21 protein-coding genes and 1 riboswitch are annotated in these 23,058 nt (G+C 70.3%); of the genes, 10 read left to right on the top strand and 11 right to left on the bottom strand.

Going from position 1 to position 23,058, the window contains the following annotated elements:
• Positions 1-164 precede the first annotated feature (164 nt).
• Positions 165-289: riboswitch (cobalamin riboswitch) on the top strand.
• Between the two features lie 125 nt (positions 290-414).
• Positions 415-2,787 (top strand): ribonucleoside-diphosphate reductase subunit alpha, encoded by a 2,373-nt coding sequence (locus AVL59_RS06880; protein ID WP_067300362.1) that lies wholly within the window; start codon positions 415-417, stop codon positions 2,785-2,787.
• 56 nt (positions 2,788-2,843) lie between these two features.
• Positions 2,844-3,854 (top strand): ribonucleotide-diphosphate reductase subunit beta, encoded by a 1,011-nt coding sequence (locus AVL59_RS06875; protein WP_237281451.1) that lies wholly within the window; start codon positions 2,844-2,846, stop codon positions 3,852-3,854.
• A gap of 87 nt (positions 3,855-3,941) precedes the next feature.
• Here AVL59_RS06875 and AVL59_RS06870 read toward each other — a convergent pair whose 3' ends face one another.
• The 10 genes from AVL59_RS06870 to AVL59_RS06825 form a co-directional block, all read right to left on the bottom strand.
• Complete coding sequence (locus tag AVL59_RS06870; protein ID WP_067300357.1) at positions 3,942-5,312, bottom strand: bifunctional albaflavenone monooxygenase/terpene synthase; 1,371 nt, start codon at positions 5,310-5,312, stop codon at positions 3,942-3,944.
• Entirely contained in the window at positions 5,309-6,391 is a 1,083-nt protein-coding gene (cyc1, locus tag AVL59_RS06865) for an epi-isozizaene synthase (RefSeq protein WP_099053013.1), read from the bottom strand. Before cyc1 ends, AVL59_RS06870 begins: the two co-directional genes overlap by 4 nt.
• Positions 6,392-6,651: 260 nt before the next feature.
• Complete coding sequence (gene def / locus AVL59_RS06860) at positions 6,652-7,302, bottom strand: peptide deformylase (RefSeq protein ID WP_067300354.1); 651 nt, start codon at positions 7,300-7,302, stop codon at positions 6,652-6,654.
• A 151-nt stretch (positions 7,303-7,453) separates the two neighbouring features.
• Positions 7,454-8,461: a tetratricopeptide repeat protein gene (locus tag AVL59_RS06855; protein ID WP_067316979.1), complete on the bottom strand. Its 1,008-nt coding sequence runs from the start codon at positions 8,459-8,461 to the stop codon at positions 7,454-7,456.
• 100 nt (positions 8,462-8,561) lie between these two features.
• Positions 8,562-9,881, bottom strand: a complete 1,320-nt coding sequence (locus AVL59_RS06850; RefSeq protein WP_067300353.1) for an HD-GYP domain-containing protein — start codon at positions 9,879-9,881, stop codon at positions 8,562-8,564.
• A complete protein-coding gene (locus tag AVL59_RS06845) occupies positions 9,878-11,194 on the bottom strand; it encodes an HD-GYP domain-containing protein (protein ID WP_067300352.1) in 1,317 nt (438 codons plus the stop codon). Before AVL59_RS06845 ends, AVL59_RS06850 begins: the two co-directional genes overlap by 4 nt.
• Positions 11,195-11,438: 244 nt before the next feature.
• A complete protein-coding gene (gene rsrA, locus AVL59_RS06840) occupies positions 11,439-11,741 on the bottom strand; it encodes a mycothiol system anti-sigma-R factor (protein ID WP_067300351.1) in 303 nt (100 codons plus the stop codon).
• Positions 11,738-12,445 (bottom strand): sigma-70 family RNA polymerase sigma factor, encoded by a 708-nt coding sequence (locus AVL59_RS06835; protein WP_067300350.1) that lies wholly within the window; start codon positions 12,443-12,445, stop codon positions 11,738-11,740. Before AVL59_RS06835 ends, rsrA begins: the two co-directional genes overlap by 4 nt.
• 306 nt (positions 12,446-12,751) lie before the next feature.
• Positions 12,752-13,429, bottom strand: coding sequence for an alpha/beta hydrolase family protein (locus AVL59_RS06830; protein WP_237281450.1), 678 nt, complete (start codon positions 13,427-13,429; stop codon positions 12,752-12,754).
• 28 nt (positions 13,430-13,457) lie between these two features.
• Positions 13,458-14,273 (bottom strand): SOS response-associated peptidase, encoded by an 816-nt coding sequence (locus AVL59_RS06825; protein ID WP_067300348.1) that lies wholly within the window; start codon positions 14,271-14,273, stop codon positions 13,458-13,460.
• A gap of 105 nt (positions 14,274-14,378) precedes the next feature.
• On the opposite strand from AVL59_RS06825, the gene AVL59_RS06820 reads away from it, so the two are divergent.
• The 4 genes from AVL59_RS06820 to AVL59_RS06805 all read left to right on the top strand — a co-directional run bounded on the left by AVL59_RS06820 (position 14,379) and on the right by AVL59_RS06805 (position 18,020).
• A complete protein-coding gene (locus tag AVL59_RS06820; protein WP_067300347.1) occupies positions 14,379-15,101 on the top strand; it encodes a M50 family metallopeptidase in 723 nt (240 codons plus the stop codon).
• Between the two features lie 170 nt (positions 15,102-15,271).
• Positions 15,272-16,585: a 3-phosphoshikimate 1-carboxyvinyltransferase gene (gene aroA, locus AVL59_RS06815; RefSeq protein ID WP_067300345.1), complete on the top strand. Its 1,314-nt coding sequence runs from the start codon at positions 15,272-15,274 to the stop codon at positions 16,583-16,585.
• A 16-nt stretch (positions 16,586-16,601) separates the two neighbouring features.
• The gene (rsgA, locus tag AVL59_RS06810; RefSeq protein WP_067300342.1) at positions 16,602-17,612 is read left to right on the top strand and encodes a ribosome small subunit-dependent GTPase A; all 1,011 of its coding nucleotides are present in this window, start codon (positions 16,602-16,604) and stop codon (positions 17,610-17,612) included.
• An 84-nt stretch (positions 17,613-17,696) separates the two neighbouring features.
• The gene (locus tag AVL59_RS06805) at positions 17,697-18,020 is read left to right on the top strand and encodes a DMT family transporter (protein ID WP_067300339.1); all 324 of its coding nucleotides are present in this window, start codon (positions 17,697-17,699) and stop codon (positions 18,018-18,020) included.
• Positions 18,021-18,225: 205 nt separating this feature from the next.
• Here AVL59_RS06805 and AVL59_RS06800 read toward each other — a convergent pair whose 3' ends face one another.
• Positions 18,226-18,834, bottom strand: coding sequence for a TetR/AcrR family transcriptional regulator (locus AVL59_RS06800; protein ID WP_208870325.1), 609 nt, complete (start codon positions 18,832-18,834; stop codon positions 18,226-18,228).
• 203 nt (positions 18,835-19,037) lie between these two features.
• On the opposite strand from AVL59_RS06800, the gene hisN reads away from it, so the two are divergent.
• From hisN to AVL59_RS06780, 4 genes are all read left to right on the top strand, one after another.
• A complete protein-coding gene (gene hisN / locus AVL59_RS06795; RefSeq protein ID WP_067300334.1) occupies positions 19,038-19,838 on the top strand; it encodes a histidinol-phosphatase in 801 nt (266 codons plus the stop codon).
• Between the two features lie 449 nt (positions 19,839-20,287).
• On the top strand, positions 20,288-21,361 hold the full coding sequence (locus tag AVL59_RS06790; protein WP_159399870.1) for a hypothetical protein: 1,074 nt from the start codon (positions 20,288-20,290) through the stop codon (positions 21,359-21,361).
• Positions 21,362-22,045: 684 nt separating this feature from the next.
• Positions 22,046-22,441 carry a CBS domain-containing protein gene (locus AVL59_RS06785; RefSeq protein WP_067300332.1) on the top strand — a complete coding sequence of 132 codons (396 nt, stop codon included), beginning with the start codon at positions 22,046-22,048 and terminating at the stop codon, positions 22,439-22,441.
• 83 nt (positions 22,442-22,524) lie between these two features.
• On the top strand, positions 22,525-22,941 hold the full coding sequence (locus AVL59_RS06780; protein ID WP_067300331.1) for a Fur family transcriptional regulator: 417 nt from the start codon (positions 22,525-22,527) through the stop codon (positions 22,939-22,941).
• Positions 22,942-23,058 lie beyond the last annotated feature (117 nt).

Here is a 23,058-nt window from a genome sequence, read left to right as displayed (position 1 = left end):
CGCGCCCTGAAGGGGCGCGAGGAACTGCGCGAGCAACCACGATCCACCCGCAGCGGGCCGCCGACAACAAGTACCACGGCGGCCCGCTGTTGACACTCTGAAGCCGCCACAACACGCAACAGACACAACATCTGGGGGTGACACGACAGCCCGGCACTAGATGTATGCTCGTCCTCGCTGTCGCCGCAGGGGAATCCGGTGCGAATCCGGAACTGTCCCGCAACGGTGTACTTGCGTGCATCCGCACGCCTGTGTCAGTCCGAGGACCTGTCGGCAGCGCGCACCCGGCCGTCCGGCGCGGGTGCCTTGAGACGTCCGGGCCTCGTGGAGCGGGTCGGTGGACGCGACGCCCCGCGCGCTCGTGCTGCCCCCTGCCCTCCGCAAGGCCCCGTGCCGAGCGAGGGAGAGCCCCACGTGACCATCGCGCCAGCCGACCCGGCTTCAGCCATCCAGGCTACCGAGGCCCCGGTGGAGACGGACGGTCCCGGTACCGCGCTGCTGCGGACCCTGACCGAGCTGACCGCCGATCTCCCCGACGCGGACCCCGGCCGGGTCGCCGCGGCCGCGCTGCGCGGCCGGTCCGCCCGGGCCGACGAGGCGGAGTTGCGCGAGCTGGCCACGGAGGCGGCCGCCGGTCTCATCTCCGAGGACCCGGCCTACTCCCGGCTGGCCGCCCGGCTGCTGACCCTCTCCATCCGCGCGGAGGCCGCCTCGCAGGGCGTGACGTCCTTCACCGAGTCCGTCGCCGTGGGCCACCGCGAGGGTCTCATCGCCGACCGGACCGCCGAGTTCGCCCGGCTGCACGCCGCCCGCCTGGACTCCCTGGTCGACCGGGCGGCCGACGACCGCTTCGGCTACTTCGGCCTGCGCACCCTGCACAGCCGCTACCTGCTGCGCCACCCGATCACCCGCCAGGTCATCGAGACGCCCCAGCACTTCATGCTGCGCGTCGCCGCCGGCCTCGCCGAGGACGACAGCGCCCGCGCGGTGGACGAGGTCGCGGCGCTCTACGGGCTCATGAGCCGCCTCGACTACCTGCCCTCCTCCCCCACGCTCTTCAACTCCGGTACACGCCACCCGCAGATGTCCTCCTGCTACCTGCTGGACTCCCCGCTGGACGAGCTGGACTCCATCTACGACCGCTACCACCAGGTCGCCCGCCTCTCCAAGCACGCCGGCGGCATCGGGCTGTCCTACTCCCGTATCCGCAGCCGCGGTTCGCTCATCCGCGGCACCAACGGGCACTCCAACGGCATCGTCCCGTTCCTGAAGACCCTGGACGCCTCGGTGGCCGCGGTGAACCAGGGCGGCCGGCGCAAGGGTGCCGCGGCCGTGTACCTGGAGACCTGGCACTCCGACATCGAGGAGTTCCTGGAGCTGCGGGACAACACCGGTGAGGACGCCCGCCGTACCCACAACCTGAACCTCGCGCACTGGATCCCGGACGAGTTCATGCGCCGGGTCAACGCCGACGCGCAATGGTCGCTGTTCTCCCCGGCGGACGTGCCGGAACTGGTCGACCTGTGGGGCGAGGAGTTCGACGCCGCCTACCGCAAGGCTGAGGCGGCGGGCCTCGCGAAGAAGACCATCCCGGCCCGCGATCTGTACGGCCGCATGATGCGCACCCTCGCGCAGACCGGCAACGGCTGGATGACCTTCAAGGACGCCGCCAACCGCACGGCCAACCAGACGGCGACCGCGGGCCATGTCGTCCACTCCTCCAACCTCTGCACGGAGATCCTGGAGGTCACGGACGACGGGGAGACCGCGGTCTGCAACCTGGGCTCGGTCAACCTCGGTGCCTTCGTCAGCGACGGGGACATCGACTGGCAGCGCCTGGACGAGACGGTCCGCACGGCCGTCACCTTCCTCGACCGGGTGGTCGACATCAACTTCTACCCGACCGAGCAGGCGGGCCGCTCCAACGCCAGGTGGCGTCCGGTGGGCCTGGGCGCCATGGGTCTGCAGGACGTCTTCTTCAAGCTGCGCGTGCCCTTCGACTCGCCCGAGGCCAAGGCCCTGTCCACGCGGATCGCCGAGCGCGTCATGCTCGCCGCGTACGAGGCCTCCGCCGACCTCGCCGAGCGCAACGGCCCGCTGCCGGCCTGGGAGAAGACCCGTACCGCCCAGGGCGTCCTGCACCCCGACCACTACGACGTCGAGCTGAACTGGCCCGAGCGCTGGGCGGCCCTGCGCGAGCGGATCGCCGCGGTCGGCATGCGCAACTCGCTGCTCCTCGCGATCGCCCCGACCGCGACCATCGCCTCCATCGCGGGCGTGTACGAGTGCATCGAGCCGCAGGTCTCCAACCTGTTCAAGCGCGAGACGCTGTCCGGCGAGTTCCTCCAGGTCAACTCGTACCTGGTGAAGGACCTGAAGGAGCTCGGCGTCTGGGACGCGCGCACCCGTGAGGCACTGCGAGACTCCAACGGCTCCGTCCAGGACTTCGTGTGGATCCCGGCCGATGTGCGGGCGCTGTACCGCACGGCGTGGGAGATCCCGCAGCGCGGCCTGATCGACATGGCCGCGGCCCGCACCCCGTTCCTGGACCAGGCGCAGTCCCTGAACCTGTTCCTGGAGACGCCGACCATCGGCAAGCTCTCCTCGATGTACGCGTACGCCTGGAAGTCGGGCCTGAAGACGACGTACTACCTGCGCTCGCGCCCGGCGACCCGGATCGCCCGCGCGGCGCAGGCTCAGCCGACCATCCCCGTCCAGCAGGTGGCCGACCCCGACGCCGTCGCCTGCTCCCTGGAAAACCCCGAGTCCTGCGAGGCCTGCCAGTAATTCCCGCCCGCCACCCGACCACCACCCCTGGAGGACGGCGCTTCGCGCCGACTGTGATGACCCGTAACACCAATCTCCTCGACCCGGGCTTCGAGCTGACTCTCCGCCCCATGCGCTACCCGGACTTCTACGAGCGCTACCGGGACGCCATCAAGAACACCTGGACCGTGGAAGAGGTCGACCTCCACTCGGACGTCGCCGACCTCGCGAAACTGTCGCCGGAGGAGCAGCACCTGATCGGCCGTCTGGTGGCCTTCTTCGCCACGGGCGACTCGATCGTCGCGAACAACCTGGTGCTGACGCTGTACAAGCACATCAACTCCCCGGAGGCGCGCCTGTACCTGTCGCGCCAGCTGTTCGAGGAGGCCGTGCACGTCCAGTTCTATCTGACGCTGCTCGACACCTACCTTCCCGACCCGGACGACCGCGCCGCCGCCTTCGCGGCCGTGGAGAGCATCCCCTCCATCCGTGAGAAGGCCGAGTTCTGCTTCAAGTGGATCGACTCGGTGGACAAGCTGGACCGCCTGGAGACCCAGGCGGACCGCCGGCGCTTCCTGCTCAACCTCATCTGCTTCGCCGCGTGCATCGAGGGCCTGTTCTTCTACGGCGCCTTCGCGTACGTCTACTGGTTCCGCAGCCGGGGTCTGCTGCACGGTCTCGCCACCGGCACCAACTGGGTGTTCCGCGACGAGACGATGCACATGTCCTTCGCCTTCGACGTGGTCGACACCGTCCGCAAGGAGGAGCCGGACCTCTTCGACGACGAGCTGCAGCAGCAGGTCACCGACATGCTGCGGGAGGCCGTCGAGGCCGAGCTGCAGTTCGCGCGCGACCTGTGCGGTGACGGCCTGCCGGGCATGAACACCGAGTCGATGCGGCAGTACCTGGAGTGCGTCGCCGACCAGCGCCTGACGCGCCTCGGCTTCGCCCCGGTGTACGGCTCGGAGAACCCCTTCTCCTTCATGGAGCTGCAGGGCGTCCAGGAGCTGACGAACTTCTTCGAGCGCCGCCCGTCGGCGTACCAGGTCGCGGTGGAGGGCACCGTCGACCTGGACGAGGACTTCTAGTCCACCGAGGTCACATCGGTGTCCTGCCGGCGCGCGTGCCGGGGCTCGAGGGCCCCGGCACGCGCGCCGGACGACCGGGGGCGCCGCTCACCAGCGCACCGGCCTCAGCAGCAGCCGGTGGGGCCGGAGCGTGATGCCGACGCGGGTGGTGTCGTTCGAGCCGCTGACCTGCTCGAAGCGGTACCGCGCCGAGACGGCCGCGGTGATCAGGCTCAGCTGGGCCATGGAGAAGTGGTCGCTCGGGCACTTGCGGTTGCCGACGCTGAAGGGGCTCATGGCGTACTTCGGTACGTCCTTGGCCCGCTCGGGCAGCCAGCGATCGGGGTCGAAGTCGAGGTGGCGGTCGTAGGAGCGGCCGTCGCGCTGGATGGCGTAGGGGCTGTAGACGATGTCCGCACCCGCCGGAATGCGATAGCCGCCGAGCGTGGTGTCGGTCACCGCGCGCCGCGTCAATATCCATACGGCGGGCCGCAGCCTCATGGCCTCCACGACGACATTGTTGGTGTGCCTGAGCGCCCGCACGTCCGCGAATCCGACCGGTCGGCCGCCGGTCACCGATTCGACCTCGGCGCGCACCTTCTCGGCGTGTTCCGGATGTTCCGCGAGGACCTGGAGCAGCCACATGATCGTGGAGGCGACTGTTTCGCTTCCGGGGGTGACTATCGCGACCACCTGATCGTGGATCTCCTGTTCCCCGATGGGGTCGCCATTGTCGTCCTTCGCCTCCAGCAATGCCGTCAGCAAATCGTCCGGCTTTTGACCAGATGCCCTCCGCTCGGCGATGATCTCGTCGACCAGCAGATGCAAATCGGCCAGCGCGCGGTTGAATTCGCGGTTGCCCGGCAACGGCAGCCGGTACAAGGGCCCGAGCGGGACGACCATCCTGCGGTACATACCGCGGAAGACGGTGGCGAGGTCGATGCTCAGCCGCTCCGCTCGCTCGTCCATGAAGTCGCCGCGCAGCAGGCAGCGGGCCGCGATCCGCACGGCGATCCGGAACGACTCCGAGGTGCAGTCGATGGTCCGGCCGGGCTGCCAGCGCTCGGTCAGCGCATGCGCCTCGTCCTCCATGACCGGTCCGTACCCGGGGATCGCGTCGAGCCGGAACGCGGGCTGGATGGTGCGCCGCTGGCGGCGGTGCCGGGGGCCGTTGGCGGTGGCGACGCCCTCCTTGCCGAGCAGCCCTTCGAGGGACTCCCACAGCGGTCCGTCGATCTTGTAGTCGGGGCTGAGGGCGAGTGCGCCGGTGAGCGCCGGTGCGGTGACGGCGTACACCGTCTTGGGGCCCAGCTTGAGACGCACGACGTCGCCGTGCCGGCGCAGTCCGGACATGAACGCGAGCGGGTCGCGGACCAGTTGCAGGCCGTGGCCGAGGACCGGGACGGCGCCGCCGGCGAGGGGCGCCTCGCGCGGTTCGGCCGTCTCGGCGGTCACGGGCTTCACAGACTCGACGGTCATTTCTCACCTGCCGCTTCGTTGTTGACGTACGGGGGCGTGGACCGGTCGTCCCAGTTGTCGACCATGTACCGGCCGGACTCGTGGTGGAACCAGTAGACGGAGCTGAACCAGTTCCGCATGGAGCCGACGCAGGCGCGCACGGCGGCGCTCAATTCCCTTCCGGCCACCGTGCCGTCGGCGAGTTCGTCGGCGAATCGCAGGGCGTCCCGCTCGGCGTCGAGGAAGTCATGGATGCATTTCTCGACGCGCCGCCTGATTTCATCCACCGCTTCTTCGAGGGTCAGCGCCTGATGGGTGATGAGACTGATTCCGAGATTGTGCACCTCGTCGCCCGCTATTTCTTTCGGCAGCGAGCACAGGTCGTTGTACCAAGCGGCGAATTCCTGGCTCAACAGCGCCGGGCGGCGATAGGCCGGATGTTTCCTGACGGCCTCCGGAAGTTCGCATCCGACACTCGGCTCCAGCAGGTCCGTCCATATCCAGTGCGCGAAGGTGAGCCGCCTGAGGGCGAGGTATTCCTCGACCTTCGGGACATACCCCGCGGTCCGATTGCGGAACTCGCGGTCGTAGGCCTCGATCACCTCGTGGAAGTGCCGGGCGAACCGCCGGTTCCAGGTGTGCGGCAGGAACGAGTACAGCCGCAGCACGCTGTGCGCGAACCCTGCCACCAGGGGGGCCGGATGGTGCAGATGGTGCCGTGGGGAGTCGAGGGCAGCGTGCAGGCGGTACCTCAGGCGCCGCCAGTCGGCCAGCCGGCCGTGGATGACGTCACGGTCGTGCCGGTCGTCCCAGACGAAGAACCAGGCGCTGTAGTCGGCTATGGCCTGCAGGACCTCGTCGGGGGCGGTGGTGTAGTACCCCGCCATGAGGTCGGTGTAGCAAAGTCCGTCGGCATATTCCCGTACCTTGTCCGCCGGCATGAGCCGTTTTTCCAGGAGCCACTGGCGGGTCTTCTCCTGAAGCTTCGGCCAATACGTGTGGAGTTGTCGGGGAAACACGTCCTCGATCACCGGGAGGGCGAGAGACGGCGGTACAGCGACCGCTGTCGACGATGTGGTGCCGTGTGAGAAAGCGTGCACGAACAGTCCCCTCTCAGCCGCCTGAAGCGCCCACCCCTCCGATCCGTACCGGGCGCGCGCCGTTGCGTATCCCCGCCCTTCCCATTCAGCACCACAACTGACCGCTCTGGGAACGGATTTGCTCCCATCACCACCCCAAGATGCCGGGATTCTTACGACGAACAAACGAACGACGCCCGGTCGGGAGAGATCCCGACCGGGCGTCGCAGGGGACGTCGTTGCTGCTCCCGCAGGGTCGCCGTACGTCTCGGCTGGACGTCTCAGTCGTTGGCGACCACCGGGTAGCGTGGCTCGTTCTCGGCCATCTGCCGCAGCGCGTCCTTGCGGTCGCGCTTGGACAGACGATCGATGTACAGGTAGCCGTAGAGGTGGTCGGTCTCGTGCTGCAAACACCTTGCGAAGTACCCGGTGCCGCGGACCTTGATCGGGTTGCCCTTCTCGTCCCGGCCGGTCACCTCGGCGTAGTCGGGACGCGCGAGCGGCGCGTACGCGGTGGGTACGGAGAGGCAGCCCTCGTTGCTGTCGTCGAGACGGCGCTTGTCGGCGGGCAGGTCGACCAGCTTGGGGTTGCAGACCACGCCGGTGTGGCGGACGCCCTCGTCGTCCGGGCAGTCGTAGACGAAGACCTTCAGGTCCACACCGATCTGGTTGGCGGCCAGGCCCACGCCCTCGGCGGTGTGCTGGCTGGCGAACATGTCCGCGACCAGCTTCTCCAGCTCCTCGCCGAACTCGGTGACGTCCTTGCACTCCTTGTGCAGCACCGGGTTGCCGACGACCGTGATCGGCCGTGAGGTACCGCGCTCGCGCCAGGCCTGCTCGCGCTCCTCGCAGTCCTCCGTGTCGACGACATACCCCTCGTCGTCGACGGGGAGCACGCCCTCGTGCTGCTGATCGGTGTCCTGCTGCGCCATGACCGACGTAAGCCTTCCTGCACAAAAACCTGGGTGTGAATGCTGATACAGGGTACGTGTAGCGCCCCTGAAGGGGCGCGGGACTCTGCCGATATGCGGCTCCGCAGCGTGGGCGCGAACGGCCACAACGCGCCGCGGCCGGCGGACGGCCTCAGCACACCTCTTCGAGATCCCGCCAGTCACGCGAATCCGGACTGTCCGCAACCCAACCGTCCAGCAGCCCACGAACCAGCGCAGCCGGCGCAGCCACCCCGCACTCCCGCTCGGGCACCCACAGCTGCCCGTCCGTCCGGTGGCCCAGCGGCCCGGGGTGACCAGGCTCGCTGTGATCATGGGGGTCCAGGTGCACCCCTTCACCCTCGTCGGAAGGCATCCGGGACTCCGAACACATCCGGCACAGCAGCCGCACCGAGGAGGACCAGTCCTCCGCGGCGAACCCCGCGTCGGCGGCCAGCTGCTCCAGCGCGTCCCGGTCGGCCTCGGTGGCCGCCTCCAGCAGGACCACCCAGGTGGGCACGGGTGAGGGCGCCCACAGCTCGATCTCGTCGAAGACCGGGTAGCTGTGCCCCGTGGACGTCGTGCGCTCGCCGTGCGGGACTCCGTCGTGGAGTACGACCTCGCCCCAGCGCCGCCCGGACGAGGGCAGCGGGATGGACAGCACCTCGATCCGGGCCGGGTCGAGCCTGCGGCCCCACACGACCTCGGCCTCGCCCTCCGGGGAGAGCCGCACGGCGGCACTGCCCAGCTCCATGCCGAGCGGCTCGCCCGAGGCGCCGGCACCTGCTCCGGCCTTCGGGCGGGAGGCGCCCCCGGGCACCTTGAGCCCGTAGGCCTGCCAGGCGCGGCGGGCCAGCGGCCAGTCCTGCAGGGCGGTGGCGGCGATGCCGACGTTCCACCAGTCGGGGGCGCCGCTCTCCCGTTCGAGGAGGGCCACCGCACGCAGTCCGGCGGCGCGGGCCTGCTCCCAGTCGTGCCGGAACTTGTGCAGCAGGGCGAGGTTGAACCAGGACTCCGACAGCCAGGGTTCCAGGTCGGCGGCGCGTGTCAGCAGCTCGCCCGCATCCTCGTACCGCCCGTCGCCGATGAGCGTGAACGCGCGGTCGGTGGCCTGCCGCCAGGAGGCGGAGGGCCGGTGCCGTCCCTTGCCGAAGATCCTCACGATTCCCGCCTGCCAGTTCCAGTTCCGCACAGTGGGCTGGCTTGTGCCCCCGGACACCCTCTCCCTCGCATCCAACCACGTACGCCGGGAAGGGCGCTCATTACCCATGGGTTACCCCGCCGCGGGCAGGGTCAGGCCCACCCGTCTCCCACCACCACCCTTGCACGAGGCTCCCCCGGAGCTGAACACCCGGGGGCACTCCCGTCGCGCCGCCGATGTCCCGGGACAGAACCCGGGCGAGCGACTCCACGACCTCGGGAGCGTAGTCCCCGGCGGTGGCCAGGCGCAGCTCCTCCAGGGCCCGCAGCGGCCCGTCGGACCCGGCGTCGCGGGCCTTCTCCTCGTAGGCGTTCACGGCTCTGACGACCCGGGCGGCGAGCGGCTGCTCCCGGCAGGGGTCGGCCTGCCGCTCCACGACCACGGCGACGGCCGCGTCCACCCCGGTCTGCCGTACGACGGCCCCGCCGAGCAGGGCGATGCGCCGTTGTTCCTGGGCGGGCAGGGCGGCGGTGGCGCCGGCCGGGACGGGGTCGACCAGGCTGAGCTGGCCGATGTCGTGCATGAGGGCCGCGTGCTCCAGGACGGTCAGTTCGGCTCCGGCCAGGCCCAGGTCACGGCCGACGGCCACGCTGAGCGCGGCGACGCGGCGGGCGTGCCCGGCGGGGGTGTACCCGGCTATCTCGGTGGCCCGGGCGAGGGAGGCGATGGTCTGCCGGTAGGTGGCGCGCACGGCGGCGTAGCGGCGCACGGACAGCTGGGTGAGCAGCAACGGCAGGCAGAACACCGGCAGCGCCCACAGTCCGACGACGGCGGCCCCGAGCGCCATCACCGCGCCGGTCGCGCACACCGCCGACCCGATGCCGAGCAGCCCGCGCAGTTCGTCGCGCAGCAGCGGGCCGAAGGGCCAGCGGGTGCGGGAGTGGGCGAGGGCGGCGGCCAGGACGGCGTCGCACAGGGCCGTGACCACGAGGATCGCGACGAGAAGCACGGCGTAGGCGGGACCGCTCCACCGCGTGAAGACGCCCTTGTTGTAGAGGGGCTGGAAGCAGACGGCGGCGAAGCCGACGGTCAGCAGGCGGCGGGCGAGGTGGTCGAGGGTGGGGCTGCGGCCGCGCCAGATGTGCGGGACGCCGCCGAGCAGGGAGGCGGCGAGGACTACGGTGACGACCTGGAAGGCGTCGTGCTGGGTGGGCTGTCCCGCGTCGGCTCCCAGCAGGGCGTACGACAGTGCTCCGGCGGTGCCCAGCGGCGCGGCCCGGCGCGTCTGGGCGCCGCTCCACCGGGTCAGCTCGCCGACGGCTATGAGCACGCCGAAGGAGAGCGCCACGCCCCGCTCGTGCATGCCGGTCCACAGGGTGACGGCGAGGCAGAGGGCCGCGACCAGGGCGGCGGAGCCGTGGATGAGCCGCAGGGCGGTCATCGGGGTGTCCCGCTGCGGCTGCCGGCGACCGGCTGCTGGGGCGGGAGCCCGCGGGGCGTCTCGTCGGCCGTGACGGCCGGGTGCCAGCCGTGGCGGTCGAGGGCTCGGACGAGCGCGCTGACCATACGTGGGTCGAACTGGGTTCCGGCGCACCGTTCCAGCTCCGTGACGGCCGCCTCGACGGGGCGGGCCCTGCTGTAGGTGCGGGTGGAGGTCATCGCGTCGAAGGCGTCCGCGACGGCCACCACCCGTGCGCACTCGGGGATCTGACCGCCCGCCAGCCCGTAGGGGTAACCGCTGCCGTCGAGCCGTTCGTGGTGGTGCAGGATCGCGGTGCGGGCCTCGCCGAGGAAGGAGATCCCGCGGACCATCTCGTGGCCGTACTCGGGGTGCAGCTCGATGATCCGCCGTTCCTCGGGGGTCAGCGCGCCGTCCTTGCGCAGCAGCCGGGTGGGGACGCCGAGCTTGCCGACGTCGTGCAGGATGCCGGCGAAGCGCAGCACCTCGACGCGCTCGTCGTCCATGCGGAGTTCGCGGGCGATCATCACGGAGGCCTGTCCGACCCGCTCGCTGTGGCCACGGGTGTAGCCGTCCTTGATGTCGACGGCCTGCACCAGTGCGCGGATGGTGGCCTGGTGGGCGGCTCTCTCCCGGTGGTACTGGGCGAAGACCCAGCAGGAGACGCACATCGGCAGCAGCACGAGCAACGCGGCGACGGGTCCGTACGGGCTGCGCCACAGCACGGCCATCATCAGCCCGGCGAGCCCGTGCACCGCGACCGGTGCCAGTGAGCGGGACAGCAGCCCGCGCCAGGCCCTGCGCACCGGCACATGCTCGGCCGCGGCGAGGATCCCGCCGTCGAGCGCGGCGAGCACCAGGCAGAAGGCGAGGACGGCCGCCCCGGCCGGCACGAGGGCGTAGGGGAAGTCGCAGCGCACGACGGCGTCCCGGCCGCCGAGCCCCCAGTGCACCCGGGCCGCGGCCCACACCGCGAGCGAGGGCTGCGCGGCCCGCCAGACCCGGCGCGGCCACCCGGGCCGCTGCTCGACGCGGGCCAACAGGGCGGCCGGCAGCGGGACGAGCGCGGCGGCGGGCGGGGGCAGCAGGAACGCCCCGGCGAGCAGAACGGGGTAGAAGGTGCAGGTGCCGCTCAGGCGGCGCCGTACGACGTGCTCGCAGGCCGCGTACAGCGCGGCGAGCAGGGCGAGCGCCCACCAGGGTGTGCGGATGGCCGGCAGGCGCAGGACGCAGAGCACGGCCAGCAGGGCAACACAGGCGACATAGCCGCGTGCCCGCGCCGGAACCGCCTCCATCACGCCCCTCCCGACCATGCCGCTCCAGGCTCGGAGCCTAGGGCGGGAATCGGAGGGTACGGGGATGATGACCCGAGGATTAGCACATTCGGGTGACGCCTGGCGCTCGGCGATGTCGAGCGCACGTCTCAGAGGTGAGCGCGCGACCCAGAGGCGAGCGCGCGACCCAGATCGTGCGAGTCGTACGGCTCGGAGTCATGCAGTCGTGCGGCTCGGACCGTGCGAGTCGTGCGAACGGCGCCGCTCAGCCCTCGTGCGGCGTGGCGGTCACGTCGTGCTCGGGGACGGTCTGGCCGGAGCGGATCAGATCGATCCGCCCCATGACCTTGGCGCGCAGGTCGGCGGGCACGTCGTCATGCCCGCAGCACCGCTTGACGAGCTTCTTCACGGCCTGCTCCAGGCCGTACTTCTCCAGGCACGGAGAGCATTCCTCGAAGTGGTGCTGGAACTTGTCGCGATCGACGTCCGGCATCTCGCTGTCGAGGAACTCGTACAGATGGTCGAGGACCTCACTGCAGTCCGTCTCGTGCGGATCTCCGCAGCTCATGAGCCCGAGCCTTTCGCTTCGTTCGACTCCCCGGCGCCGGCCGGAACCAGCCCGCGTTCGCGGGCGTAGTCCTCCAGCATGCCGCGCAGTTGACGGCGGCCCCGGTGCAGCCGGGACATCACCGTACCGATGGGTGTCCCCATGATGTCCGCGATCTCCTTGTACGCAAAGCCCTCTACATCCGCGAGATAGACGGCGATGCGGAACTCCTCGGGGATCGCCTGCAGGGCTGACTTCACGTCCGAGTCGGGCAGGTGGTCGAGAGCCTGCGACTCGGCGGAGCGCAGACCGGTCGACATGTGCGACTCGGCACGGGCGAGCTGCCAGTCCTCGATCTCCTCGGCCGCGCTGCGCTGGGGCTCGCGCTGCTTCTTGCGGTAGGAGTTGATGAACGTGTTCGTGAGGATCCGGTACAGCCACGCCTTGAGGTTGGTGCCCTCGCGGAACTGGTGGAAGGACGCGTACGCCTTGGCGTACGTCTCCTGCACCAGGTCCTCGGCGTCGGCCGGGTTGCGCGTCATGCGCAGCGCGGCCGAGTACATCTGGTCGAGGAATTCGAGCGCGTCCCGCTCGAAGCGCGCACTGCGCTCCGCGGTCGACTCGGAGCTGGTCTCCCTGCTCGCCTCCGCGCTCATGCCCTGGCCCTCGGGCAGCTCCGCCTGGCCGTTGTCGGTCCCTGCGTCGGTCCCAGTGACCGGACCCACCTCCTCAAGATCCCGGGCAGGACCGAAACCGATCCCACTCGTTTCGGAGGATAGAACACGACCCGTGCCCGCCGCCCCTCGAATAGGAGCGGTCCTGCCCGCGTGCAGCACCGTCCAGTCCAGGTCAGTGCGGCTGCTGCGGCTCGAATCGGACTCTGCCGGGCCAAGCCCGTCCACGGGGTGGTGGGCGACGGGCGGGCAGATGGTCGAACCCATGCGGCGGACTCCCTCTCTACGACGTCGGTGCCACTGCTTCAGCACTCCTGTCCGCCACAACAGCACTGCGCCGTGCGACATTCCCGGGCCTCACCCGAGTGACGCGACCCACTTCAGGACACCCTCGGTGATGATCTCCAGTGCCCGCTCCTGGGTGATCTCCGCACGTTTCGGCACGGCGAACCCATGATCGCCGTAGGGCACCTCGACCAGCTCGTACGCGCCCTCGGGAAACTCCTCCGGCTTCCCGAAGGGATCGTTCCCGCCCTGCACGACCAGCGTGGGCACCCCGGCACCGAGCAGCTCGTCGGCGCGGGACTTCTCCGGCTTGCCCGGCGGGTGCAGCGGGAAGCTCAGCGCGAGCACGGCGTGCGCGCCCAGCTCGGTGGCGGTCCGGCAGGCGACCCGGGCGCCGGCGCTGCGACCGCCGGAGACCACCGGCAGCCCGGGCCGGGCGAGCTCGGGCCAGATGCCGCGCCAGCCGGTGTCGAGGGTCTTCGGCGCGGGCGCGACCTTCTTGCCCGCGACCCGCCAGGGCTGCTCGACCAGGGCCACGGTCACGCCGTGCCCGGGCAGCACCCGGGCGAGAGCCTGCAGGTCCCGGGCCTCGATGCCGCCGCCGGCCCCATGGCTGACGGCGAGCACCAGCCGCGCCCGCTTCGCCGGGTGCCAGGTGATGCGGGCGGGCCCGGCCTCGGTCTCGGTCTCGGTCTCGGTGATCTCTTGAGTAACGCCAGTCACATCAGTCACGCCAGTCACATCAGTCATGCCGGTCACATCGGTCACATCGGTCACGTCAGAAGAGTGTGCTCTCTTCCGGCGCCTCCAGCTCCTCCAGCAGCTCGGGGCCGTTGTTGCGGACGTTGCTGACGGCGGTGGAGACCGGGTAGGCGCGCATCAGGCCGGGCCCGGGCGGGGCCAGCAGCTCGCGCAGGCCGTCTGGGTCCGTACGGCCCGGGTCCAGCCAGGCGTCCCAGCGGTCCGGAGTGAGCATGAGGGGCATCCGGGGATGGATGTCGGCGAGGGAGTACGGACCCTCGGCGGGGGCGACGGCCAGCGGGGTCCGCTCCGCCTCGGTGGTGATCACCGAGCAGGTGACCCACCAGGCCTGCGGGTGGTCGTCGGGCAGGGTCCGGTCCCGCCAGAACTCGTACAGCCCGGCCATCGCGAACACCGAGCCGTCGGCGGGCAGCACGAAGTAGGGCTGCTTGCGCGGCCGCTTCTTCTTCCCCTCGACCTCCAGCTCCCGCTCCTGCGTGCCGGTGACCCACTCGTAGTAGCCGTCGGCGGGCAGGATGCAGCGCCGGGCGGCGAAAGCGCGCCGGTAGGCCGGCTTCTCGTGGACGGTCTCCGCGCGCGCGTTGATCATCCGGGCTCCGCCCTCCGGCGTCTTGGCCCAGGAGGGCACCAGTCCCCACTTCAGCTTGCGCAGCTGGCGAACCGGGCGGGGGGAGTCCGCGTCTTTCACGGGACGGTCCAGGACGGCGTAGACCTCTTTGGTCGGAGCCACGTTGTAGTCCGGCTCCAAGGGCGCCTCCGGCTCCCACTTCTCGATCTCGAAGACTCCTGCGAGATCCTCGGGCCTACGACTGGATGCATACCGTCCGCACATGCATGCCACACTGCCAGGCCCACCCGTCACCCGACCACCACCCCTCGACGACGGCGCTTCACGCCGAACCGTATCGATCACCAGTACAGGGAGCCGCTCGGACATATGGACAGCCTCGCCGCCACCACGCTGCCCGGTCTCTGGGACCGGCTCACCGGCACCCAGCCCGACCCCGACACCTGGGTGGTGATCGCCACGGCCGCGGTCGCGTTCGCCGTGGTCGCCCCGCACGCCCTGTGGCGCATATCGCGCAACGCCATCACCATCGCCCACGAGGGCGGCCACGGTCTGGTGGCCCTGCTCACCGGCCGGCAGCTGACGGGCATCCGCCTGCACTCCGACACCAGCGGCCTCACGGTCAGCCGCGGCAAGCCGTACGGCCTGGGCATGATCCTCACGGCGGCCGCCGGGTACACGGCGCCCTCGCTGCTGGGCATGGGCGGAGCCGCCCTGCTGGCGGCGGGCCGCATCACGCTGCTGCTGTGGGCGGCGACGGCCCTGCTCGTGGCGATGCTGGTGATGATCCGCAACGCGTACGGGGTCCTGACCGTGGTCCTGGCCGGGGGCGCCTTCCTGCTGGTGTCCTGGCTGGCGGGTCCCCAGGTCCAGGCCGCCTTCGCGTACACGGTGGTGTGGTTCCTGTTGTTCGGCGGCGTGCGTCCGCCTTTCGAGCTCCAGGCCAAGCGGGTCCGCGGACAGGCGGGCGACTCGGACGCGGACCAGCTGGCGCGGCTGACGCACGTACCGGCGGGCCTGTGGCTGTTCCTGTTCTACGCGGTGTCGCTGTGTTCGGTGGCCGGCGGGGGGCGCTGGCTGCTGACCGGCTGATGCCGGTGCGCCGCACCGGCATCAGAGGCGCGGGGCCGTGCCGACATGCGGCTCCGCCGCAATCGGGGTCCCCCGGGTGTGAGCGGAGCCGAGACTCCGGGCGGGGCGGCCGGGCCCCACTCAGCCGCGGACGAAGAACGGCCCCGCGGCCCTGCTTATAAAGTTGCCCTATGGCCCCGAACACCGCCCCTGCCCTCTGGCCCGCCCCGCACGCGAGCGGAGCCGTCGACGCGACGGTCCACGTGCCCGGGTCCAAGTCGGTCACCAACCGCGCCCTCGTGCTCGCCGCCCTGGCCTCCGAGCCCGGCTGGCTGCGCCGCCCGCTGCGCTCCCGCGACACGCTGCTGATGGCCGGTGCCCTGCGGGCCATGGGCGTGGAGATCGAGGAGGGGGTGGGCCCGGACGGCTCCGGTGAGGCCTGGCGGGTGCTGCCCACGGGCCTGCGCGGTCCGGCCACGGTCGACGTCGGCAACGCCGGCACGGTGATGCGCTTCCTGCCGCCCGTGGCCGCGCTGGCCGACGGCCCCATCCGGTTCGACGGGGACCCGCGGTCGTACGAGCGCCCGCTGAACGGCGTGATCGACGCGCTGCGTGTGCTCGGCGCCCGGATCGACGACGACGGCCGGGGCGCGCTGCCGCTGACCGTGCACGGCGGCGGTGCCCTGGACGGCGGCCCGGTGTCGGTCGACGCCTCCTCGTCCTCCCAGTTCGTGTCGGCGCTGCTGCTGTCCGGCCCGCGGTTCAACCAGGGCGTCGAGGTGCGTCACACCGGCGCGAGCCTGCCCTCCATGCCGCACATCCGGATGACCGTGGACATGCTGCGCGCGGTCGGCGCCCAGGTGGACACCCCGGAGTCGGGCGGCGAGCCCAACGTCTGGCGGGTGACGCCGGGCGCGCTGCTCGGCCGGGACCTGACGATCGAGCCGGACCTGTCGAACGCCCAGCCGTTCCTGGCGGCGGCCCTGGTCACCGGCGGCAAGGTGCTGATCCCGGACTGGCCGGCCCGCACCACCCAGCCGGGTGACCGGCTGCGGGAGATCTTCACCGAGATGGGCGGTTCCTGCGAACTGACCGAGTACGGGCTGGAGTTCACCGGCTCGGGCACCATCCACGGCATCGACGTGGACCTCGGCGACGTGGGCGAGCTGACCCCGGGGATCGCGGCGGTGGCCGCCCTCGCGGACTCCCCCTCCACCCTGCGCGGCGTGGCCCACCTGCGGCTGCACGAGACGGACCGGCTGGCCGCGCTCACCAAGGAGATCAACGAACTCGGCGGCGATGTCACCGAGACGGCCGACGGCCTGCACATCCGCCCGCGCGCACTGCACGGCGGCGTCTTCCACACCTACGAGGACCACCGTATGGCAACGGCCGGAGCGATCATCGGCCTGGCGGTCGAGGGTGTGCGGATCGAGAACGTGGCGACGACGGCGAAGACCCTGCCCGACTTCCCCGACCTGTGGACCGGGATGCTGGGGAACTGACGGGCGGACTGGGACCATGCGCCGCTACGGCAAGCACACCGACGAGGACGACATCCGCAGCCGCCCCAACCGCAAGGGCAACCGGCCGCGCACGAACATCCGGCCCAAGCACGAGGACGCGGCCGAGGGCATGGTCCTCACCGTCGACCGGGGCCGACTGACCTGCCTGGTCGAAGACCGTCCCATCATGGCGATGAAGGCCCGCGAACTGGGCCGCAAGGCGGCCGTGGTGGGCGACCGGGTGGCCCTGGTCGGCGATCTGTCCGGCCAGAAGGACACGCTCGCGCGGATCGTGCGCATCGAGGAGCGCAGCTCGTTGCTGCGTCGTACGGCCGATGACGACGATCCGTACGAGCGGGTGGTCGTGGCCAACGCCGACCAGTTGGCGATCGTCACCGCGCTCGCCGACCCGGAGCCGCGCCCGCGCCTGATCGACCGCTGTCTGGTCGCGGCCTACGACGGCGGTCTGGAGCCGCTGCTGGTGATGACCAAGTCGGACCTGGCCCCGCCGGACAAGCTGCTGGAGCTGTACGGCCACCTCGACATCCCCTACGTCGTCACCAGCCGCGAGGAGCTGGAGAACGGCGACGCGGCGGACCGGGTGCGCGAGTACCTGAACGGCAAGATCACCGCCTTCGTGGGTCACTCGGGCGTGGGCAAGACGACCCTGGTCAACGCGCTGGTCCCGGAGGACCGCCGCCGTACGACGGGCCACGTCAACGCGGTGACCGGCCGCGGCCGCCACACCACCACCTCGGCGCTCGCCCTCCCCCTGACCACCACGGACGGCTGGGTCATCGACACCCCCGGCGTACGGTCCTTCGGCCTCGCGCACATCGACCCGTCCCGGGTGATCCACGCCTTCCCGGACCTGGAACCGGGCACGGAGGGCTGCCCGCGCGCGTGCAGTCACGACGAGCCGGACTGCGCGCTGGACGCGTGGGTGGAAGAGGGTCACGCGGACCCGTCGCGGCTGTACTCGCTGCGCCGGCTGCTGGCCACGCGGGAGCGCAAGGAAGGCGACTGAGCACCGCGTTGTTTGCGGGGGCCCGAGTCCGGTAAGTGCATAATCGCACCGAGCCGGTGATCCGGACCTACGGGAGGACAGCGCATGGCGTGGCTGCTGGTCATCGTGGCCGGGATTCTGGAGACCGGTTTCGCCGTGTGCCTGAAGCTCTCGCACGGGTTCACCCGCCTGTGGCCGACGTTCGCCTTCGCCACCTTCGCGCTCGGCAGCTTCGGCCTGCTGACCCTCTCGCTGAAGAAGCTCGACGTCGGCCCCGCGTATGCCGTGTGGACCGGGATCGGCGCGGCGGGCACGGCGATCTACGGCATGGTCTTCCTCGGTGACCTGGTGTCGACGCTGAAGATCGTGTCGATCTCCTTGGTCATCGTCGGTGTGATCGGCCTGCAGTTGTCCGGATCGACCCACTAGACGGCCCCGACTCCCCTTCAGGTACGGCGAGTTCGAGCGGTTCGGAGAACGTGGTCGACCGACGGGGCCCCGACTCGGCGACCAGGCCGGGGGCTTCACCTCTCTCCGGCCACTCCGGCCGCTCCAGCGTGGGGGTGAAGCCCCGTACGAGTGCTCCGCCGCCGAAGTCCACCGCCACGCCGCCGACTTCGAGCGGCACGACGTGTCAGATCAGCTGTCCGGGGAGCGCTTCTCGTACCAGCTCGGCGATGCCCCCCTCCCCCGGCGGCGCGGCCACACAGGACAGCGCGAGCCGCACGACGTACTCACAGGAACGCGCGAGCTCGGCACCGCCGGGCTTCACCGTGTCGGTTCCGCGCAGTACCGTCACCGCCCGGTCCCGCACGATCCGCACGAAGTCGCCGGGCGAGGGCAGCGGCCCGTCCGCCCTGCGCTGCGCGGGAACGGCGGAGGAGGACGGCACGGCGGCGAGCGTCGGCGCGGGCAGGCGCTCGCTCCAGCAGCCGGTGAGCATGGCCCGCACCAGCGCGTTGTCCCGGGCGGCCGACGCCATCCACTCGGCGGTGGCAGTGAGCCGGTCGCGCGGGTCGGCGTGCGTGGCGAGCGCCCGATCGACCCCGGCGAGATACCCGTCGGCCTCCCGTCGCACCAGCGCCCGGGCCAGCCCGTCCTTGCTCCCGAACTCGTTGTACAGCGTCTGCCGGGACACACCGGCCGCCGCGGCCACGTCGACCATCCGCACGGCGGACCACGGCCGGCGAGCGAGGGCCGTATGGGCGGCGTCCAGTAGGGACTCCCGGGCTGCAGGCATCATCGCCTCCCTGGGGCAAGCGGCACTGCGCCCAGATTTGACGCGCGTACATGCACTGTCAAGGGTTCTCGGGCGTGCGAGGGGGCGCGCTCCGGCCACCACGCACCCGGCCCCTCCGGGACACACCCCCTCCATCCGGCCCAACCGACTCGCCCCCCAAGGTTCCCTGTAGCACCATGCCGACCGGTGCAGATACCGTTCGTCACATGCCGGACTACCTCGATGACCTCCGTCTAGCCCACGTCCTCGCCGACGCGGCCGACGCCGCCACCATGGCCCGCTTCAAGGCCCTCGACCTGAAGGTGGAGACGAAGCCGGACATGACCCCGGTGAGCGAGGCGGACAAGGCGGCGGAAGAACTCATCCGCGGCCAGCTCCAGCGCGCCCGCCCCCGGGACGCCATCCTCGGCGAGGAGTACGGCATCGAGGGCACGGGCCCCCGCCGCTGGGTGATCGACCCGATCGACGGCACCAAGAACTACGTCCGCGGCGTCCCCGTCTGGGCGACGCTCATCTCCTTGATGGAGGCGGGCGAGGGCGGCTTCCAGCCCGTCGTCGGCCTCGTCTCCGCCCCGGCCCTCGGCCGCCGCTGGTGGGCCGCGCAGGGCCACGGCGCCTACACGGGCCGCAGCCTGTCCTCCGCGAGTCGCATCCACGTCTCCGGCGTCGGCAAGCTGACGGACGCCTCCTTCGCGTACTCCTCGCTCAGCGGCTGGGAGGAGCAGGGCCGCCTCAACGGCTTCCTCGACCTCACCCGCGAAGTGTGGCGCACGCGCGCGTACGGCGACTTCTGGCCCTACATGATGGTCGCCGAGGGCTCCGTCGACCTGTGCGCCGAACCCGAGCTCTCGCTCTGGGACATGGCCGCCAACGCGATCATCGTCACCGAGGCCGGCGGCACCTTCACCGGCCTCGACGGCCGCCCGGGCCCGCACAGCGGCAACGCGGCCGCGTCCAACGGCCTGCTGCACGACGAGTTGCTGGGGTATGTCAACGGACGCTACTGAAGGCGGGGTCGTCGACAGACTCCCAGGGGCTCTCGGCGGGCGGGACAAGCTAGCCCGTTCGGGCGAGGAATGAGAATCCTCGGCGTGTCGCGCCCAGAGATCGGAATTGTTGATTTTTGCGCCACATCGTTGAGGGGCTTGAGAGAGTGGCGATGAGGAATGTCACCTTTGGCTTTATTTGAACGGACGCATAAACGATTCTGCTTTGGCCATAGATTTGTGTGCCTGATGCAAACTGTCGCGAAGTCTCGATATGTTGCCATGCCGATGATGTAGGTGGGGCCACCAAGTCGGCCCGAATGCACTAACCTCGCTCTTAACTCAAGGCGGCCCACGTTCTGCGCCTCCGCGAGTACTTCTACGAGTGCGCCACCCGGTGAGTCCTCCCACCCGGGGATGCCACTCGAACTCGTCATACGGGCGATACGAGCGAAGGGTTCAACGGTTCAATGGCGCGTGAGGTTTCGCGCGAGCTCTCCGGACGTCTGATCTCCAAGGACCAGTTGGAACGTCTCGTCGAGGCCGTGGAACGTGAGTTTCCGTCATCTTCAGACCGCAAGTTTTCGATAGCCGCTGCCGACGGTGAGGTCTATAAGGACCCGCGCCTCGATGTTGTCAGGCAGGAGGCGGGTCGGCCACCAGTGGTCAGAAACTTGACGATCTCTGATAAGGCCGGGCACAAGTCCTTCTTCTTCGAGGCCAAGCCGGACCGTATCAAGATCACAACCAAAGGAGGCGGCCAACATTTCCCCGTCGGCTTCTCCCATGAAGTCATGGGGATCCTGAAAGGTCGCACCTCACGGCTGCACCGAGCCCTGCCGCCCCCCACACGGCGCATTCTCGACTGGTGCCTGCCGGTGGAAGGGGTCCTGGCCGTGACCGCCATCTTGCTGACGTCGCTGCTGGTCGGCTGGGTGGCAGCGGTCAGCGCCACCTGCGCCTCCGTGATCGCCCTCCTGGTCACCTGCGTCACCCGGCGGCACTTCACGACTTACATCCTGCTGACAGAGGACGCCCGGGAACCCTGGAGGCGGGCCGAGAAACTGACTCTGCTCGGCATGGCGGTCCCGATCGTCGTGGCCTTGATCGTGAACGTACCGAACTGGGTCAAGGATGACGCGATGACGGGGACACCGCGGCCCGGGGCCACCAGCGGCGGCCTGAAACCCGAGGCCACGGCCTCGCGTCGAGCGACGGCCGCGTCCAGGGACATACCGCGGACGTCGCTGTCCGAAATCACGGTCAAGCCGGCGGCCGGACGGGCCGGCGGATCTTTTGTGCTGAGCGGCAAGGGCTTCGAGCCCGGCTCCGATGTCTGGGTGAGGCTTGAGGCGGGGCAGGGGGTCAAGCTGCCGCAGGACAAGATCGAACACCATCTTGTCCGGGTGAATGACAGGGGTGAGATCGAGGCGGAGAAGATCGCCCTGGGGCGGGACCTCTGCTGCTCCGGCGGAACGATCAAGGTGGTGGCGGTGCCGGACGGGAGCACGGCCGAGACGGTGGCCGCCTACAAGCTCAGGTGAACGACCGGACGATGAGCCCTGCCGCCAGTTGGAGTTCTCCGAACTGGCTGAGATGTCGGCCGCGTCGGCGTACGCCAACAACAGCAGACAACGACGGCTGACCGAGACCGCGCAGCCCTCTTGGAAACCGTCACACTTCAGCGACCGCTCCGGCCTCGCTGAGGCATCGGCAGCAGCTCGGAGCCCCTTGCGGCCAGGTCAGCGCGCATGGCTTCGGACAAGCGCTGCTGACAAACGCGAAAGTGTTCCCGTCGGGCCTCACAGGGTTGCCGGTCCCGCGCCCGAGCTTGCTCGTCCCGGTGCCGTCCGGTCCATGCGGCCAAGGTTCTGCTCCCGGGCGTCCTCCGCGACAGAGGGCGTTCCCACCTACGACGCCGGGCCGTCTGCGGGCCGTCCGAGGGGGCCGATGACGACCAAAGACAACAGGATCGACGGCAACCATGCGGCTCTCGGGCGGGGGGCGAGGCAACACCGCCGCCCGCGGAAGCACTGTTCAATACGGGCGCTACTGAGCAGCACGGGAAAGCCGCGGCGCGCCCTCAACTGGCCACGCGCGCCCTCTTGTTGACCTGCGCTTTACCTGGCACTCTGAGGCCACCCCGCTTGTGAACTTGTGCAGTGCCTCATAGGCGCCTCCGGCGCCGGGCCACACGCGCGGGAGATCCGTAGGAGGTGGCTTCAGCCATGCTCGTTCGCGACGCCATGAGCACCGTGATCCTCACCGTCGGCCCCGCCCACACCCTCCGCCAGGCAGCCGCCCTGATGTCCGCCCGCCGCGTCGGCGCCGCCGTGGTCCTCGACCCCGACGCCGGCGGCATCGGCATCCTCACCGAACGCGACATCCTCAACTCCGTCGGCCTGGGCCAGAACCCGGACACGGAACGCACCCACGCCCACACCACCACCGACGTCGTCTTCGCCGCACCGACCTGGACCCTGGAGGAGGCGGCCCGGGCCATGGCCCACGGCGGCTTCCGGCACCTGGTCGTCCTCGACCGCGCCGAGCCCGTCGGCATCGTCTCGGTCCGCGACATCATCCGCTGCTGGGCCCCGGCCCGGGTGCCGGCGCCCGCACTCTGAGACTTAGACTTTGTCCAAGTCAACTATAATTCCAAAGTCACACCTATTCGGAACCTGGTCTCCATGCTGTTACGCTGGTCTCCATGAGCGACCTTCTGGAACGGCTGCGCGGACGCGGATGGCGGATGACCGCGCAGCGGCGCGTCGTGGCTGAGGTCCTCGACGGCGATCACGTCCATCTGACGGCCGACGAGGTCCACGCCCGGGCTGTCGCGAAGCTGCCCGAGATCTCCCGGGCGACCGTCTACAACACGCTGGGTGAGCTGGTCTCCCTCGGCGAGGTGCTCGAGGTCAGCACCGACAAGCGCGCCAAGCGGTACGACCCGAACGCGCACCGGCCGCACCACCACCTGGTCTGCGCCCAGTGCGGCGCGATCCGTGACGTGCACCCCACGGGCAACCCGCTCGCCGATCTCCCCGACACCGAGCGCTTCGGCTTCACGGTCTCGGACGTCGAGGTCACATACCGGGGGCTGTGCCCGAACTGCGCTGGCGCGTGACGAAGGCGTAATCGCAATGAAGGGGGCGTAAGCCCCCTTTTTCGTTCTCTTGCGCTTTCATTCTCGAACTCGAACCCACCGTGAACGCACCGAGGGCCGGAATCCATCTCTGGATTC

The sequence above is a fragment of the Streptomyces griseochromogenes genome, assembly GCF_001542625.1.
GTDB lineage: Bacteria > Actinomycetota > Actinomycetes > Streptomycetales > Streptomycetaceae > Streptomyces > Streptomyces griseochromogenes.
This window is presented reverse-complemented; position numbering and strand designations above follow the sequence as displayed.